General features: G+C 58.5%; 17 protein-coding genes and 3 pseudogenes. 16 read left to right on the top strand and 4 right to left on the bottom strand.

Annotated features, from left to right (window positions below; all coding sequences use genetic code 11):
• Window positions 1-147: 147 nt before the first annotated feature.
• Together ACP7E0_RS33095 and ACP7E0_RS33090 are read right to left on the bottom strand one after the other, a co-directional pair.
• A complete protein-coding gene (locus ACP7E0_RS33095) occupies window positions 148-276 on the bottom strand; it encodes a hypothetical protein (protein WP_426131384.1) in 129 nt (42 codons plus the stop codon).
• 89 nt (window positions 277-365) lie between these two features.
• Window positions 366-584: pseudogene (locus tag ACP7E0_RS33090) on the bottom strand (alpha/beta fold hydrolase); the annotation flags it as partial.
• On the opposite strand from ACP7E0_RS33090, the pseudogene ACP7E0_RS33085 reads away from it, so the two are divergent.
• The 7 genes and pseudogenes from ACP7E0_RS33085 to ACP7E0_RS33055 form a co-directional block, all read left to right on the top strand.
• A pseudogene (locus ACP7E0_RS33085) lies at window positions 583-1,378 on the top strand (branched-chain amino acid ABC transporter substrate-binding protein); the annotation flags it as partial. The pseudogenes ACP7E0_RS33090 and ACP7E0_RS33085 sit on opposite strands and share 2 nt — an antisense overlap.
• A gap of 124 nt (window positions 1,379-1,502) precedes the next feature.
• On the top strand, window positions 1,503-2,597 hold the full coding sequence (locus tag ACP7E0_RS33080; protein WP_426131382.1) for a branched-chain amino acid ABC transporter substrate-binding protein: 1,095 nt from the start codon (window positions 1,503-1,505) through the stop codon (window positions 2,595-2,597).
• Between the two features lie 15 nt (window positions 2,598-2,612).
• Complete coding sequence (locus ACP7E0_RS33075) at window positions 2,613-2,921, top strand: hypothetical protein (RefSeq protein ID WP_426131381.1); 309 nt, start codon at window positions 2,613-2,615, stop codon at window positions 2,919-2,921.
• Window positions 2,922-3,126: 205 nt separating this feature from the next.
• Entirely contained in the window at window positions 3,127-3,483 is a 357-nt protein-coding gene (locus tag ACP7E0_RS33070) for a YciI family protein (RefSeq protein WP_426131379.1), read from the top strand.
• Window positions 3,484-3,586: 103 nt separating this feature from the next.
• Window positions 3,587-3,934 (top strand): hypothetical protein, encoded by a 348-nt coding sequence (locus ACP7E0_RS33065; RefSeq protein ID WP_426131377.1) that lies wholly within the window; start codon window positions 3,587-3,589, stop codon window positions 3,932-3,934.
• Between the two features lie 23 nt (window positions 3,935-3,957).
• Window positions 3,958-4,311, top strand: coding sequence for a YciI family protein (locus ACP7E0_RS33060; protein WP_426131376.1), 354 nt, complete (start codon window positions 3,958-3,960; stop codon window positions 4,309-4,311).
• A 3-nt stretch (window positions 4,312-4,314) separates the two neighbouring features.
• On the top strand, window positions 4,315-5,553 hold the full coding sequence (locus ACP7E0_RS33055) for an RNA polymerase sigma factor (protein WP_426131374.1): 1,239 nt from the start codon (window positions 4,315-4,317) through the stop codon (window positions 5,551-5,553).
• Between the two features lie 418 nt (window positions 5,554-5,971).
• Here the strand turns inward: ACP7E0_RS33055 and ACP7E0_RS33050 are convergent, their stop codons facing one another.
• Both ACP7E0_RS33050 and ACP7E0_RS33045 read right to left on the bottom strand, forming a co-directional pair.
• Entirely contained in the window at window positions 5,972-6,427 is a 456-nt protein-coding gene (locus ACP7E0_RS33050) for a nuclear transport factor 2 family protein (RefSeq protein ID WP_426131372.1), read from the bottom strand.
• 81 nt (window positions 6,428-6,508) lie between these two features.
• Window positions 6,509-7,462 carry an NmrA/HSCARG family protein gene (locus tag ACP7E0_RS33045; RefSeq protein WP_426131370.1) on the bottom strand — a complete coding sequence of 318 codons (954 nt, stop codon included), beginning with the start codon at window positions 7,460-7,462 and terminating at the stop codon, window positions 6,509-6,511.
• Window positions 7,463-7,599: 137 nt separating this feature from the next.
• Between ACP7E0_RS33045 and ACP7E0_RS33040 the strand changes: the two genes are divergently transcribed.
• The 9 genes and pseudogenes from ACP7E0_RS33040 to ACP7E0_RS33000 all read left to right on the top strand — a co-directional run bounded on the left by ACP7E0_RS33040 (window position 7,600) and on the right by ACP7E0_RS33000 (window position 13,628).
• Entirely contained in the window at window positions 7,600-8,022 is a 423-nt protein-coding gene (locus ACP7E0_RS33040) for a winged helix-turn-helix transcriptional regulator (protein WP_426131368.1), read from the top strand.
• 62 nt (window positions 8,023-8,084) lie between these two features.
• Entirely contained in the window at window positions 8,085-8,297 is a 213-nt protein-coding gene (locus ACP7E0_RS33035; RefSeq protein WP_426131366.1) for a hypothetical protein, read from the top strand.
• A 339-nt stretch (window positions 8,298-8,636) separates the two neighbouring features.
• On the top strand, window positions 8,637-9,251 hold the full coding sequence (locus ACP7E0_RS33030; RefSeq protein ID WP_426131364.1) for an alpha/beta hydrolase: 615 nt from the start codon (window positions 8,637-8,639) through the stop codon (window positions 9,249-9,251).
• A gap of 80 nt (window positions 9,252-9,331) precedes the next feature.
• Window positions 9,332-9,631: an alpha/beta hydrolase family protein gene (locus ACP7E0_RS33025; RefSeq protein WP_426131362.1), complete on the top strand. Its 300-nt coding sequence runs from the start codon at window positions 9,332-9,334 to the stop codon at window positions 9,629-9,631.
• A 424-nt stretch (window positions 9,632-10,055) separates the two neighbouring features.
• Window positions 10,056-10,358 carry a hypothetical protein gene (locus ACP7E0_RS33020; RefSeq protein WP_426131385.1) on the top strand — a complete coding sequence of 101 codons (303 nt, stop codon included), beginning with the start codon at window positions 10,056-10,058 and terminating at the stop codon, window positions 10,356-10,358.
• A gap of 96 nt (window positions 10,359-10,454) precedes the next feature.
• Window positions 10,455-10,556 (top strand): annotated as a pseudogene (locus ACP7E0_RS33015) (IS5/IS1182 family transposase); the annotation flags it as partial.
• Window positions 10,557-10,789: 233 nt separating this feature from the next.
• A complete protein-coding gene (locus ACP7E0_RS33010) occupies window positions 10,790-11,293 on the top strand; it encodes a hypothetical protein (protein WP_426131360.1) in 504 nt (167 codons plus the stop codon).
• A gap of 266 nt (window positions 11,294-11,559) precedes the next feature.
• Window positions 11,560-12,408: an NAD(P)-dependent oxidoreductase gene (locus tag ACP7E0_RS33005; RefSeq protein WP_426131358.1), complete on the top strand. Its 849-nt coding sequence runs from the start codon at window positions 11,560-11,562 to the stop codon at window positions 12,406-12,408.
• 200 nt (window positions 12,409-12,608) lie between these two features.
• Entirely contained in the window at window positions 12,609-13,628 is a 1,020-nt protein-coding gene (locus ACP7E0_RS33000; RefSeq protein ID WP_426131356.1) for an alpha/beta fold hydrolase, read from the top strand.
• Window positions 13,629-13,727 lie beyond the last annotated feature (99 nt).

The following is a 13,727-nucleotide window of genomic DNA, read 5'->3' as shown; positions in this document are numbered from 1 at the left end:
GGCGACACTCATCGATGATGTGCACCGCAAGAGGTTGGGTACTGTCGAGATGGTGGGGTATTGGCTCAACAGCCTCGCCCACGAGGGCAACCGCGTTGCCGCGTCTGGCGCGAGATGGAAGCGCGTTTCCCAACAGATGCCGGGACCTCAATCCAGATGGAAACATCGCAGATAGGTCGGACGTTCCTTCAGCGACACCCAATAGGCCTCGGCGAGAGCCACTGCCTCCTCCGCCAACTGCGAAAATTCCTGATTGGCGATTTCGAGTTCATTCACGGCACCGCTCCCGGCGAACGCTCGTAGAATGGCTGGCTTTTGAAGATGTTGCAATCGGCGCGCTCACGACGGGAACACGCCAGAAGCGGTCACAGACGCTCCAGAAACGTTAAGATCAGGCCGGCCACGGGGTCTTCCCAATGGATGTTATGGCCGCTACCGGGAAGAGAAATGAGCTCCGCGCCGACGATCGCATCTTTCATCTGGGCCTGATGCACCTCAGTTGCGATCATGTCCTCCTCGCCCCGCAGGATGAGCGTCGCCGCATCAATATCCTGCAAAAGCGGCGAGGGATGATAGGCAAGCTGCGATGCAGAGCAGGCTGTTGCCGCCGCCCAAAAAACTGGTCAGCGACGGCGTCGTCTTTGTCGTCGGGCATGCCTGTTCCGACGCATCAACCCCAGCATCGAAGGTGTATGAGGGCGGCGGGGGGCCTGCAAATTTCTCCGTCGTCCACAAACCCGGCGCTCACCGAGCAAGGGCGCGCCAACGTCTTTCGCGTCATCGGCCGCGACGACATGCAGGGTGTGGCGCCGCGACTACCCAGCCGATCACTGGGGCGACAGGAAGATCGCGATCCTTCACGATGGAACGACCTATGGCAAAGGCCTCGCCGATGCGACGAAAAAACAACTGAACAAGCGCGGCATAGCAGAAGCCGTCCACCGGCCATACGCGCCGGGGAGCAGCGACTATTCCAACGAAGTGGCTGAGCTTCAAGCAGCCGACATCGCCGTCCTGTATCTGGGTGGCCGCCAGGCCGAAGTGGCGCTTATTGCCCGTGCGGCCAAAGAGCGTGGCTATTCTGTTCCGCTCGTTGCTGGCGATGGGGTCTCTTCGGAGGACTTTGGGGTCATCGCGGGAAGTCGAAAAGTTCGAGCCGACGGGTCAGACCCTGCACACGTATGGCGCTGCCCAAGCCTGGGCACAGGCGGTCGAGATGGCGGGCTCTCTGGAGTTGCCGGCGGTGATCTCATCGCTGCGCAGCCACCAGTTTAATACTGTGCTGGGTCCAATTGGTTTCGACAACAAGGGGGATGTCAGGGGTTCGAGCTGGATTTGGGACGTCTGGAACGGCGGCGGATACGCGCCGGTGAAGTAGGAATTTCTGAGCTCCAGGGGAAAGATGCCGAACTGATGAGCTGTCTTAGCATCGAACCACGACAGAATTAACGTGCGACCATCCTTTTAGTATGTTCTAATGTACCTTAACGAAGGGGGCACTGATGCGCTCGTTTTTTTGCGCTGGCATCTTGAGCATCGCTTTCGTCGCTAGCGTGCAAGCGGAGGTGCTGATCGGCGTAGCAGGCCCTATGAGTGGAGCAAATGCCTGGCCCGGCGAGCAGATGCAGCGCGGGGCAGAGCTGGCCGTGATGGATATAAACACTGCCGGCGGCGTCCTCGGCGAACATGTCCGACTTCTGACCGCCGACGACTTTTGCGATCCTGACCAGGGCGTCGCCGCCGCTCGGAAATTGGTGAGCGACGGTGCTATTTTCGTCGCCGGCCACTATTGTTCCGGGGCTTCCATACCTGCTTCGAGCATCTACGAGAAGGTTGGCGTCTTGATGATCTCGCCGGCCTCGAGCAATCCCACTTTGACCGAGCTTGGGCGGGCAAATGTGTTCCGCGTCATCATCCGCGACGACGCGGATGGCGTTATGGACGGCAATTATCTGGCCGATAACTGGAAAGGCCCACAGATCGCAATCCTTCATGACAATACGGTGTTTGGAAAGGGACTCGCGGATTCTACCAGGGAACAGCTGAGCAAGCGTGGCGTGACTGAAGCCATCTACAAGTCCTTCGAGCCGGGCAAGTCCGACTATTCGGCCGAGATTGTCGAGCTGCAGAGTGCCAATATTGCGGTGCTTTACGTCGGCGGCTATCAGACCGAGATGGGTCTCCTGATCCGTGCAGCACGGGATAGAGGTTACAACGTCCAGCTCGTAACCGGCTCGGGCGTGCTGGCCACTGAGGAATTCGGCCTGATCGCCGGCCCAGCGGCCGAAGGTACGCGCTTCACCTCGTTTCCCGACCCTCGCTTAAACCCCAACGCCTTGGAGGTGATCAAACGGTTTCGCGCCGACGGCTTCGATCCGGAGGGATACACGCTTCTGACGTATGCCGCGATCCAGACTTGGGCAGCCGCTGTCGATAAGGCGGGATCGTTGGAGTTGCAGGCGGTTATCGTGGCACTTCGGGAGAACGAATTCACAACGGTCATAGGCCCGATCGCATTCGATACCAAGGGCGACATCACCACCCAGACCCCGGTCTGGTACGTTTGGAAGGCCGGCACGTATGTCCCAATCGAATAGGCCGCTCTCCCCAACGTGGTCGCATCCGTCGCGATGGTGATGGAACGTCTTGGCATTCGTGGTCGACTGCTGATGGCGTTCATCGCAACAAGCGCGCTCGCCGTGCTGGCGACCGCCGCGGCATTGTATGCCTTTGTCGAAGTAGGCTCCGCAGTTGAGCGAATCACGGAGAGCCGAGTTCCGGCTGCCATTTCATCTCTGAAGCTGTCGCGGCAGGCGGTCGGGCGCCCCATACGTCGTGCAGCCCAGGCAGAGCCGGGAAACCTTGAGGCCGCTCTTGCCAAGTCGCTGGTGTTCCATGGTTCTCTCCTGGGTTGCGGTTGAAGCTACCAGTAGCGGGCGAACCGGCAAAGCGCACATGATTCTGGACAAGCGCGCCTGTCGTCATAGGCGCTTGGTTCGCCGGTGGTTTTTCTGTTGGCCAAAAATGTTTTTGGCCCCTGTCCGAATGGCGGCTCTGGCCGCGTCAGTGTTGCAGAGCCGGATAGTCCGCCTCAGAAACCAAGGACAGGGACCCATAATGCAATACATGCTGATGTTTTATGAGAACGAGGCCGAGATCGCTGCCCAGCGCGACCAGGACGAACGTGCCGGACCCTATTGGGACGCCTGGAACGCCTATGTAAATGCGCTGTACAAGTCAGGCGTCGTCCTCAAGGGCGACCCGCTCATGCCCCCTGCGGCGGCAACCACGGTACGGCTTGAAGGCGGCAACCGCCTGGTACAGGACGGACCAGTGGCGGCTACCAAGGAACAGCTGGGCGGTTATGTCGTGATCGAGGTGCCGGACCTCGATGCGGCGCTGTCCTGGGCGGCGCGCAGCCCTTCGGCTTCCCACGGGGCTACCGAAGTGCGCCCCGTGCAGCATCTGCCCACCCAACGCTGAGCGGTGGACGGCAGCCTTCAAGAACACGGGCAGCGGGCGGCGGAGCGCTGCCCACACCTCCTATGGGCGCCTCCTCGCGTATCTCGCGCGAGCATGGCGCGACGTGGCGGCGGCTGAAGATGCGCTCGCGGAGGTCTTTGCCCAAGCGCTCGACATCTGGCCCACGAAAGGCGTGCCGGCCAGCCCCGATGCCTGGCTGATGGTGGCGGCGCAAAACCGGCTGCGCGATGGCGCGCAGGCGCGGAAAACACGCGAACAAACGATCAGCAGCCTCCTGGTGCAACCGACAGAAACCGAGGAAATGCCCATGATTGCCGACAAGCGGCCGCCTGTCGTCATAAGCGCTGGCTTCGCCGGTGGCTGTTCTGTTGGCCGAAAATGTTTTAGGCTCTGTCCAAATGGCAGCTCTAGCCGCGTCAGTGTTGCAGAGCCGGATGATCCGCCTCAGTAACCAAGGGACCCAAAATGCAGTACATGATGATATTTTATGAGAACGAGGCCGAGTTCGCCAAGATCGACAACCCCGAACATGCCGGACCCTATTGGGGGGCCTGGAACGCCTATATCGGCGCCCTGTACGAAGCGGGTGTGGTGATCAAGGGCGATGCGCTGAGGCCGCCCTCCACGGCTACCACGGTGCGCCTTCAAGCCGGTAAACGCCTGGTGCAGGACGGGCCGGTGGCCGCTACTAAGGAACAGCTGGCCGGTTACGTCGTGATCGAGGTTCCGGATCTCGATGCGGCGCTGTCCTGGGCGGCGCGCAGCCCTGCGGCTTCCAACGGGGCTACCGAAGTGCGCCCCGTGCTGCCTCCGCCCAACCAAGGCTAAGTGGTGGACGGCAGCCTTCACGAACACGGGCGGCGGGCGGCGGAGAATGCTGCCCGCACCTCCTATGGGCGTCTTCTCGCGTATCTTGCGCGGAAATGGCGGGACGTGGCCGCAGCCGAAGACGCCCTGGCCGAGGCGTTTGCCCGGGCGCTCGACATCTGGCCTACACAAGGCGTGCCGGCCAACCCCGATGCCTGGCTGATGGTAGCAGCGCGAAACCGGCTGCGCGATGGCGCGCGGGCGCGGAAAACACGCGAACAAATGGCCATCAGCCTCCTGGTGCTGGCACCTACAGAAACCGAGGAAATGCCTAGGATTGCCGACAAGCGGCTGGAGCTGATGTTTGTGTGCGGCCACCCGGCGATCGATGCTGCCGCGCGCACGCCGCTGATGCTGCAAACAGTGCTCGGGTTGACGGCGGAGCGTATTGCATCTTCGTTCCTGGTTTCGCCCGATACGATGGGGCGGCGGCTAAGCCGGGCCAAGGCGCGCATCAAGTACACGGGGATTGCCTTTGAAATGCCAGAGGAAGACGAACTGGGTGAGCGCATGGGCGATGTGCTCGAGGCGATCTACGCCGCTTATGGGCAGGGCTGGGACAGCACGGGTAGCGACGATCAGACGCGCAAGGGGCTGACCGAAGAAGCGATCTGGCTGGCGCGGGTGCTGGTGGAACTGCGGCCAGAAGACGCCGAGGCGCGGGGCCTTCTGGCGCTGATGCTGTTTTGCGAAAGCCGCAGCGCCGCGCGGCGGGTGGAGGGGCGCTATGTGCCGCTGGCCGAGCAGGATACGGCGCTCTGGAATCTGCCGATGGCGCGCGAGGCTGAGGAAAAATTGCGAACTGCCGGAGGGCTCAAGCAGCCAGGACGTTTCCAGCTGGAGGCGGCGATCCAGTCGGTGTTGGTGCAATCGCGCATGATGGGCGCGGATTTGCGCCTGCCGGCGTGGACGCTGCATGGGCTATTGGCGCAGAAGGCACCCACGATCGGCAATCTGGTGGGGCTGGCGGCAGCCACTGCCGAGATGCATGGCGCTGAAGCGGGTCTTCATGAACTGGCTCAGCTGCCCGAAGCGATGACGGGGGACTACCAACCGTTCTGGGCACTCAAGGCGCAATTGCTGCAGCAGCTGGCCACCGACCGACATGCCACCGCAACGGCTTTCAGGCGGGCCATCGGCTTGACGGAGGATGGGGCTGTGCGCGCATATCTCATCGGCAAGTCAACGCAACAGGCTAGTTGAACAACGGGACAGCGTCTGATACCACGCTTCTCTAAGGGGCCGCTTTCTACACAGTTGGAGATGGAAGCTCCAGCTGGACGAGCGAGACGCTTCAAACTAAGCCACGCGCTGGGCGAGTTGGGTTTCAAATTCTGCTGGCGATCTGTAGCCAAGGGCCGAGTGCAGCCGCTTGGCATTGTAGACCTCTTCGAAGAATCTGGGCAATCGCTCAACCCTTTCCAACAGGGTATTGTTAGTCCCAGAGTGATCTTCCAATTCGGTGCGAATCACAGGTAACCGACAAGACCTTCGATCAGCCCTTGGCGCATGTTACTGTTGCATCCCGCTGCAGAACGAAGCAAGGGGCTGTTAAACTGGAAATCGGTCGCCATAGCATTCGTGAGATCGATGCGACCGTGCCTAACAACCCACACGCGCCTCAGCCAAACGTCTCCTGCACGTGCATAAGGTCGGTATATTCCCTCACACTTGCGATCTTTCCGTCGCGGATCCTGAACAGGATAAAGTATTCGTTCTCGTAGACCTTGCCGGACTTTGTGAGTGCCTGCGAACGCGCCTCAGCGGCGACGCTATCGCCTTCGCCGATCATGTTCAGGACTTTCATATCAAGACCGTTTGAATAGGCCGCAAGCATGTTACGGAGCATGTTCGCAGCTTCCGCTTTCGTCTTTGTCCCGGCGGACGGAAACAGGTGCGGCTTTCCGTTGACCCACCAGGTTGCATCTTCTGTCATACCATCAATGAGACCATCAGCGTTCGATGTTCTAAAGTGATCGCAGAACTCGCGCACGATGCGCTTGTTGTCTTCAACGCTCATATCGTTCTCACTATTGTTGTCGGGTCTGAATGCAATTATTACTGGGAAGCGCCGCATAACGCGGATGCCAGCCCCTGATAGTTTGATGTCGACAACCGCGTTACCATTTTACGGCAGTTGTCGCCCCGAGAGACTTGTTCAAAGGCCGAACTGCGTCTTGTCGCCACGCCAGTCGGTCGACTTCAAGAACTGCTCCCAGGAGAGCGCATTCGGATCCAAGCGGCGGCTCCATTCCAGGTCGCGTTCTTTGTTGAAGTAGCCGTACTCGACCGCATACTCGACCATGCCGATCAATTCATCGACAAGAAGCTCGTTGGCACCAAATCCCGGAAAGTATTTCAGAAGTTCGTCGCGCTTAAACGCGCTCCGGTATTCTGCCCTGATGCCAGTCACACGCTGGAAAGTTTCGACCATCTCGCGCGGGGAAATGATGTCGCCGACGATCGGAAGTGTCTTTCCATTGAAGGTCGCAGGGTCGGACAGCACAGACAGGACGGCCGGTCCCGTTGCTGTCGTCGGATCGACGAACGGTGCGCGGAAGTCCTCAGGGAGGTAGATTGGCATGAGGAGCGTGTCCCCTTCCATCTGCGGGACGTAATACTCAAGTAGGTTCGTATAAAAGAATGCGAGAGAGACGAACGAGTGCGTAACTGGCAGTGTGCGAATGTAATCGGCAACGAGCGCCTTGTCAGTGAAGTGGGGCGTGAACTTCTTTCCACCCGAGATCTTTGCAACATTCTCTAACGTCGAAAACACGATGTGACCGACGCCCGCTTCAACGGCTGCATCGGCCAGTTGTTTGCCGAGGGCGAATTCGGCGTTGTCTTGGGGCAGAAGCTGCGGCGTCATCAGGTATGCACCATCCGCGCCCGCAAACGCTGCAACAAGTTCTTTCTGATGGCCGGGCCCTAGCGGCGCGACCACAACTTCTGCACCGAGAGCTGCGAGGCTACGAGCCTCTTCGGAATCACGGTTCCGGGTCAAGGTACGGACCCTGTATTGATCGCTCTTGAGAAGTGTCGTGGCCACGCTTCGGCCTTGCTTGCTGGTTGCGCCAACCACCGAAATAAGCGGCTTTTGTTTCGTAGACATTGTGAGGCCCTGCTCCTTTTTTGAGATTAAACGGCTGGAACGGACACTTCGGTGCCAGCGCGTTTCCTTTACACAGCTGCAAAAATAGGGGTATAATGCTGCCAATTGAAGTACGTACAAAAAGAGCATGTAGTATCATGGATGATAGTGTCAGATCTAAGCGTAAGCGCAGTACAGCCAACCGGACTGGATGCGCGGTGGAAGCGACAATTTCGGTCATCGGGGGGCTGTGGAAGCCGGTGATCCTGTTTCATCTGCTCGATGGCAAATTGCGGTTCAACGCGATTTGCCGTCTCACTCCGGCCGCAACGCCAAGGATGATTACGCTTCAGCTCCGGGAACTGGAAGCCGACGGCATTATAGACCGCACCATTTATCCAGAGATCCCACCGAAGGTGGAGTACCAACTAACGGAGTTGGGAAAATCACTGGAACCTGTGCTTGTCAGTATGTGCAATTGGGGTACACGGCTGCAGGAACTAAGTGGTCTGCCTGTTGATACCGGAAGCTGCAGAAGCACTTCCCGGCAACAAGAGCGTATCGAAGAGCTTATGACCTGAATTTCAGGTAAGCGTCATGGTCTGTTGTAGGGACCGCGCCGAATTTCGCCCGCACAAAAAAGATGGCGGCGGTGTTGGAGGACGAGCTGACGAATGTGGCTGCGAAAGCGGAGCTTTCCCAGAAGCTCGTGATCGACACGGCGGGCGAGACGGTTGAACGTTCAAGCGGTTTTGGACGCGGAAAAGAAAAATGCCTGCCGATGACCGCCAAGGTCGCCGACACGATCGATACGTACGCACCGACGGCCGAGCTGTATCGTGAGTTCGAGAGGTAGCCTTGCAGATCGGCATTCCCAATTTCGAGCCTTGATGAATGTTCTGGGCGTCGTATACAAACGGGATGATCGCTGGTTCGTATTCCATCAAGGCGAACCCGTCTAGGTCTTTACTGTCCTCGTCTTCATGATGCGCTAGCGCCCTTGCATTAGCCGACTGAGCCGCATCAGTTGCTTGGCAGCGTCATTCGTCTTTTCGCGACCAAGAAAAAGGAAGGCAGCAAGGTGTACCAGCGCGTTGGCGCATCCCCTCGGCCCGCAGTTGGTCGACATGCTCAACAGGGGCAAGGCGTTTGACGTGTGTGGCCGATGTACTGCGGGTGTCGGAACCGATTCACTATGTCCGCCCTTCGCCAGCACCCCAACCTGACCTCAATTTGCATGGAGTATTACATGCTGTCCGCTCTGGTAGCGACCATACTTGCCGTTGGCACCTCGACCCAACTCAGCAGCGACATCGAGGCTCCGGGTCCCCACGGGCCGCTGCGCGGAACGATGGTTCATCCGGCCAAGGACGCGCCGATGATCTTGATGATACCTGGTTCCGGTCCTACCGATCGGGACGGCAACAGTCCACTGGGCGTGCGCGCTGCGCCCTATCGGTTGCTGGCCGAAGGTCTGGCCGGGCGAGGAATTGGCAGCGTCCGCATCGATAAGCGCGGCCTGTTCGGCAGCCAGGATGCCGTGATCGACGCCAATGCAGTGACGATCGACGACTACGTCGACGATACCAGCGCCTGGGTCGATGCGGTCCGTGTTCGGACCGGAGCCGAATGTGTATGGCTTCTAGGGCACAGCGAGGGCGGCCTGGTGGCATTAGCGGCCGCCACAAAAGCGGATCACATCTGCGGGGTGATCCTCGTCGCCGCGGCGGGGCGACCGCTCGCAGATGTGATCAGGGAGCAGTTGAACGCCAGTCCCGCCAACGCACCGCTGATGGACGCGGTCGACTAGGCGATCGACGAACTGTCAACTGGGCGGCGTGTAGATGGGACGAAGTTGCCGCCCAGAACTTGCACCCCTTTTCAGCGCCGATGTGCAAAGGTTTCTCATCAGCAGCTTTGCTCGATCCCGCAGTGCTAGCGGCAAAAATCGCCAAACCGATCCTTATCGTGCAGGGGCAGCGAGACCTTCAGGTGTCGGTCGCCGATGCCAATCGACTAAAACAAGCCGCGCCAAGCGCCACGCTCGTCATTCTCCCGGATACCAACCACGTCCTGAAAGAGGTCGGCTCGGATGAGCGGACCGCCAACATTTCGACCTACATAGCGGACAATCTTCCATTGGCGCCGGGCGTAGTGGATGGCATCGCCCGCTTTGTGAGATCACTCTGAGGTTAATCCTCGCCGATTTCGCCGATCGAGCAGTCGCTGTCCGTCGCTGTTCTATGCGCCTTCAGGTCCACGGAGCGGTAGGGCGTCTGGGGGGATGTCAAACTCGGCACGCTTAGCGACTTTGATTTCCTGTTTGCATATCGCGGTTCGCTCGATGCCATGTTGTCGCGTCTTATCTTTACCGGGCCGGCGCAGGCACGTGCCTGAGCCAGACCCACTTAGTTTTCCGGAGGCCCAACGTAGTGCGGTCGAGCCGGTCGCTTCTGCAGTTTAACCGGAAATTGCATCGTCACTGTGGTTGTTCTAAAGGTCGCGGATATCAGAATCGATTCATACGATCATGCTGAATTTTGAGACGCTCCATGTTCCTGCAATCTTCAGCCCTATTGTCCACGTCTGAGCACCAGCGGCTCGCAAGGTATCGATTGAGGCTCTTCGAGCCCGGCTGAGTTCAGACGGTATCGTTGATGTCCAGGTCCGCGACCACGAGCGCGGCGGTGACGAACGCGACTGGGGTCGCGACGGCCGCCGTCCAGGCTGGGATCGCGGCGAACGCCGCGGTCGCTGCGCACCGGGGCTGGCCCAGGAAAAGGCCCGCGATTTTGGCCTGCGACGCGCGCAGATCGTTGATGTCAGCCCACGACGCGTCGTCGTCGAAGGCCGTCGCCGGGGTGAATATCGCACGATCGTCGCAAACGTTCGCGGCTGCCCGGTCATTGGGCGATAAGGACATCGGATACTTACGATAACAACTGTTAGAGGCCGCGTCAAATAAGTGACTGATTTCAATAGGTTATGATTCATTAGGATTTGTAAAGACTCGATGGAGTTCAGCATGGCTTGTATTGAAATCACCCGTCGGCATGCCCGGCGAACGGCACGCTACGCAAGCGACATGAAGGATCGAAGTTCTCGCTTAGTAAAAGCCGGGTAGCAGGCGCCCTCGGTGATCCTTTTTAGAGAGCGGCTATACAGTCAGAGCGCCCGTCTTTGAGGTCTCTCGTTGTACGGCTTTTCGCTCATGGGACCAGCAACGTTTTCCACGCTGCGAAAGATGTTTTTGGCACCACCAGAGTGTGAGCTCATGGCAGGGACATCAAAGGGCCGCAGTTCTCGATATGAACCCAATCTTGAAACGCAACACTTAGGAAAAATTAAATGATAAGTCGTATTGCTGCCAGCGCTGTCAGCGTCGCTTTCCTCGCACTCAGCAGCCCTGCCAGCGCATCCAGCGGGGATGCATGGACGGCCTTTGACGCCAAAGTCACGAAGGCTTGCGTGGCCGCTAGCGGCCTTCGCAATTATCGCGCCTCGACGATTGTTGGTTTCGATGATCGAATGGGTGTGGCCGCAATGTTGATCTCGGATAAGACACGCGGATCGTCGGTATCAAAACTTTGCATATACGACAAACGAGCGGGCCGTGCTTCTGTCAGCGATGCCGAAATGTGGTCGGCCCCACCGCAACCTGTTGTGCAAAACGATAGGCCGCAGGATGAGGTGCCTACAATGGTTAAGACGAAAAGGGGTGATCGAAACTATTACTTCGCGAATGGCTGTTCCGTAGTAGTTGAAAGGCGAAGGGCTGTTGTGCTGTTCGTGGACGGCCCCTGCAAGAGCTATCATGAAGATATAGCTCTCTTGTATGCCGCTGGTGATTAAAGATGTCTAGCGGCAACTGTCTATCGGGATTGTTGCCGCGACCCTCAGTAATAAGAAGCGATGGAAATTCTGTCACTTCTTAATCTGGTCCGCCCCATCGGGTAGTCCGGGTTTACTTAGGTGTTCAGTGATGAATGCGGACGCACGGTGTTATACAACACGTCGACTGAACACCCACGGGCCCGAAGTTCGGGAGCTTTAAACTGCTTTTGGGCTCCCGATCTTTTGAATCCACCGACTGGAACGTGCCAAAGGACATATTCGGTTTGAGCAATGCGGTCCCAACCTTAATGGGACTCGGTCAGCGACCCGTAAGCGCCGTTGCCATCTTTTTCCCGGACCACAAGGTCGCCGGACTTCGTTTTGCTCAGTCTCGCGGCGTTCCCCATGTGAGCATTTCGTGGGGGATACACGAGATTTCCCCCGAGGTCGGCGCCTTCATGTATAGGCCGGACAACGCGCCGGTCGTTCTTGGAGCGGAATGGCTTGTCGGTGCGGCGACAGTCCCCGCGCTAAGGTTTGCGGAGGCATTTGGTAGGGTAGACGAGATTCTCATCAATGCGCTCGTCGACGAAGAAGATACCGGCGGTCCAACAGTGGCCGTCGACTTCGAGCGTCTGGAAAAGACACTCCCTGCATCGCTCGTACGAACTAATTTCAGTTATCTCTGGCTGCAAGGCGAAGATGTCAAAGCCAGGTTTTCAGCAGTAGATGGTACCGTCATCGATGCCTCAGCGTTTTCGTCCATCGACATTGTCGGCCTGGCTACCGCGACAGGTGCTCCTGATGTCCGCTTCAATATCGCCACCGGAGTGAGCTCCACGCGGCGTGGCGGCGGGCAGATGTCTACCGAGATCATTGTCGAACTCTCGGGGGAGGACCGATCTGGGCAACGGCTTAGAACCCGGCATGCAGTCATTCATTCAAAGGGAACCGCGCCTCTTACGGGGCTGGGCGTCTCCATGATGCTGGAAAGGCTCTCAGGGCTCGACGGCAACCCGGCGGTTTCCCCCGGGCTATACTTTCCCCACCAAATCCTGAACGCCGATGCGTATTTCAAGCGGCTTGAGGCAAGTGGCGGAAGTGTCCAGACGCTCGATTCACCCGGTTCATAGGCAGGTCGATCGGTCGGTCTGGCTACACGCCTGTGCGCAAGGACCGTTTAACGTCGGCGTAGACCGCTTCAGACCAGGCTAAAAAATCCGGTCTCCATTTGAGGTAAAATCATGATCAAGTTCTCTCGCAGGGCATTCTTGATGGGTCTGGCACGGTCGTCGCAACGTCGGCCATTCCCGTCTTCGCGCAATCCCCGGCTATGCCACCTTCCCGAATCGTCACAACGAACGGCATCAAACTATCGGTCCATGAAGCGGTATCCGGTCCTGCCGTGGTTCTTTTGCACGGTTTTCCAGGCATAGCGTTTACCTGGCGGCATCAGATCCCGGAATTCGTGGCTGCGGGATATCGGGTCATCGTTCCCGACCTCCGCGGCTATGGCAAAAGCGATGCGCCCACCGCAGTCGAAGACTATGATATCGCGCACCTCACGGCGGACCTCGTGGGTCTGCTCGACGCACTGTCGATTCCCAAGGCAGTCTTCATGGGCCACGACTGGGGCGGGTTGCTTGCATGGCAAATGCCGCTGTTCCACGAAGACAGGGTCGCGGGAGTCATTGCAGTCAACACGCCGTTTATACCGCATTGGATGCTCTGGCTCCATCCCGAGCTCGTTAAGGCCGTCCTACCTGATGGCCAGTCCTTCGTTGCCGATCCTAAGGTTGATCCGATCGCGCAGATGCGCGGTATCTATAGCCCTGAAATGTACGTGCTGAAGTTCCAGAATGGCAAATCCGCCGATACCGCGATGGACAAGGATCCACGCGGCACGCTCAGGGCATCCTACCGCAAAGACCTCGGCACACCCAAGGACTGGGGTAACCTCCCTGCGGAAGTCGCAAACATGGAATACTACGGCAAGCCACTCCCCGAGAAACTGCCTGGCAAGGACGTTTTGAATGCGCAGGAATTGGAACACTATGTGCAACAGTCCAATCCCGCGGGCTTCACTCCGGCCATCAATTGGTACCGCAACATATCCAGAAACTGGAAAGCGGGTCTCGATGTCGACCAGAACATCCACGTCCCCTCGCTGATGATCTCGGCAGAGAACGACGTGGTGCTGAGACCAAGCATGACAGATCAAATGGGCGCTTACGTGAAAGACCTAGAGAAACACGTTGTCCCCGACTGTTGGCATTGGACACCAGAAGAGAAGCCGCAAGAAGTTAACCGATTGGCGGTTTCATGGCTGAGCAGACGCTTCCCGCCATACTAGGGAGGTGGAGCGCGTGGACGAGCCGTCTAACGACCGGCCACTTTCAATGAGGCTGGCTTGGCATGCTTCGATTTCGAACCGCGGCTCCTGATGCTACGG

The organism is Pararhizobium sp. PWRC1-1 (genome assembly GCF_049897905.1).
Taxonomy (GTDB): domain Bacteria; phylum Pseudomonadota; class Alphaproteobacteria; order Rhizobiales; family Rhizobiaceae; genus Pararhizobium.
Note: the sequence above shows the minus strand (reverse complement) of the source record. Positions and strands in the feature narration are given on the sequence as shown.

What these genes read in the sequence shown, in the direction of transcription:
- ACP7E0_RS33080 (WP_426131382.1), top strand. Translation starts at nt 1,503, where the DNA reads ATGCGCTCGTTTTTTTGCGCTGGCATCTTGAGCATCGCTTTCGTCGCT.
- ACP7E0_RS33070 (WP_426131379.1), top strand. Translation starts at nt 3,127, where the DNA reads ATGCTGATGTTTTATGAGAACGAGGCCGAGATCGCTGCCCAGCGCGAC.
- ACP7E0_RS33060 (WP_426131376.1), top strand. Translation starts at nt 3,958, where the DNA reads ATGATGATATTTTATGAGAACGAGGCCGAGTTCGCCAAGATCGACAAC.
- ACP7E0_RS33050 (WP_426131372.1), bottom strand. Translation starts at nt 6,427, where the DNA reads ATGCGGCGCTTCCCAGTAATAATTGCATTCAGACCCGACAACAATAGT.
- ACP7E0_RS33045 (WP_426131370.1), bottom strand. Translation starts at nt 7,462, where the DNA reads ATGTCTACGAAACAAAAGCCGCTTATTTCGGTGGTTGGCGCAACCAGC.
- ACP7E0_RS33040 (WP_426131368.1), top strand. Translation starts at nt 7,600, where the DNA reads ATGGATGATAGTGTCAGATCTAAGCGTAAGCGCAGTACAGCCAACCGG.
- ACP7E0_RS33035 (WP_426131366.1), top strand. Translation starts at nt 8,085, where the DNA reads ATGGCGGCGGTGTTGGAGGACGAGCTGACGAATGTGGCTGCGAAAGCG.
- ACP7E0_RS33030 (WP_426131364.1), top strand. Translation starts at nt 8,637, where the DNA reads ATGTCCGCCCTTCGCCAGCACCCCAACCTGACCTCAATTTGCATGGAG.
- ACP7E0_RS33025 (WP_426131362.1), top strand. Translation starts at nt 9,332, where the DNA reads ATGTGCAAAGGTTTCTCATCAGCAGCTTTGCTCGATCCCGCAGTGCTA.
- ACP7E0_RS33010 (WP_426131360.1), top strand. Translation starts at nt 10,790, where the DNA reads ATGATAAGTCGTATTGCTGCCAGCGCTGTCAGCGTCGCTTTCCTCGCA.
- ACP7E0_RS33000 (WP_426131356.1), top strand. Translation starts at nt 12,609, where the DNA reads ATGCCACCTTCCCGAATCGTCACAACGAACGGCATCAAACTATCGGTC.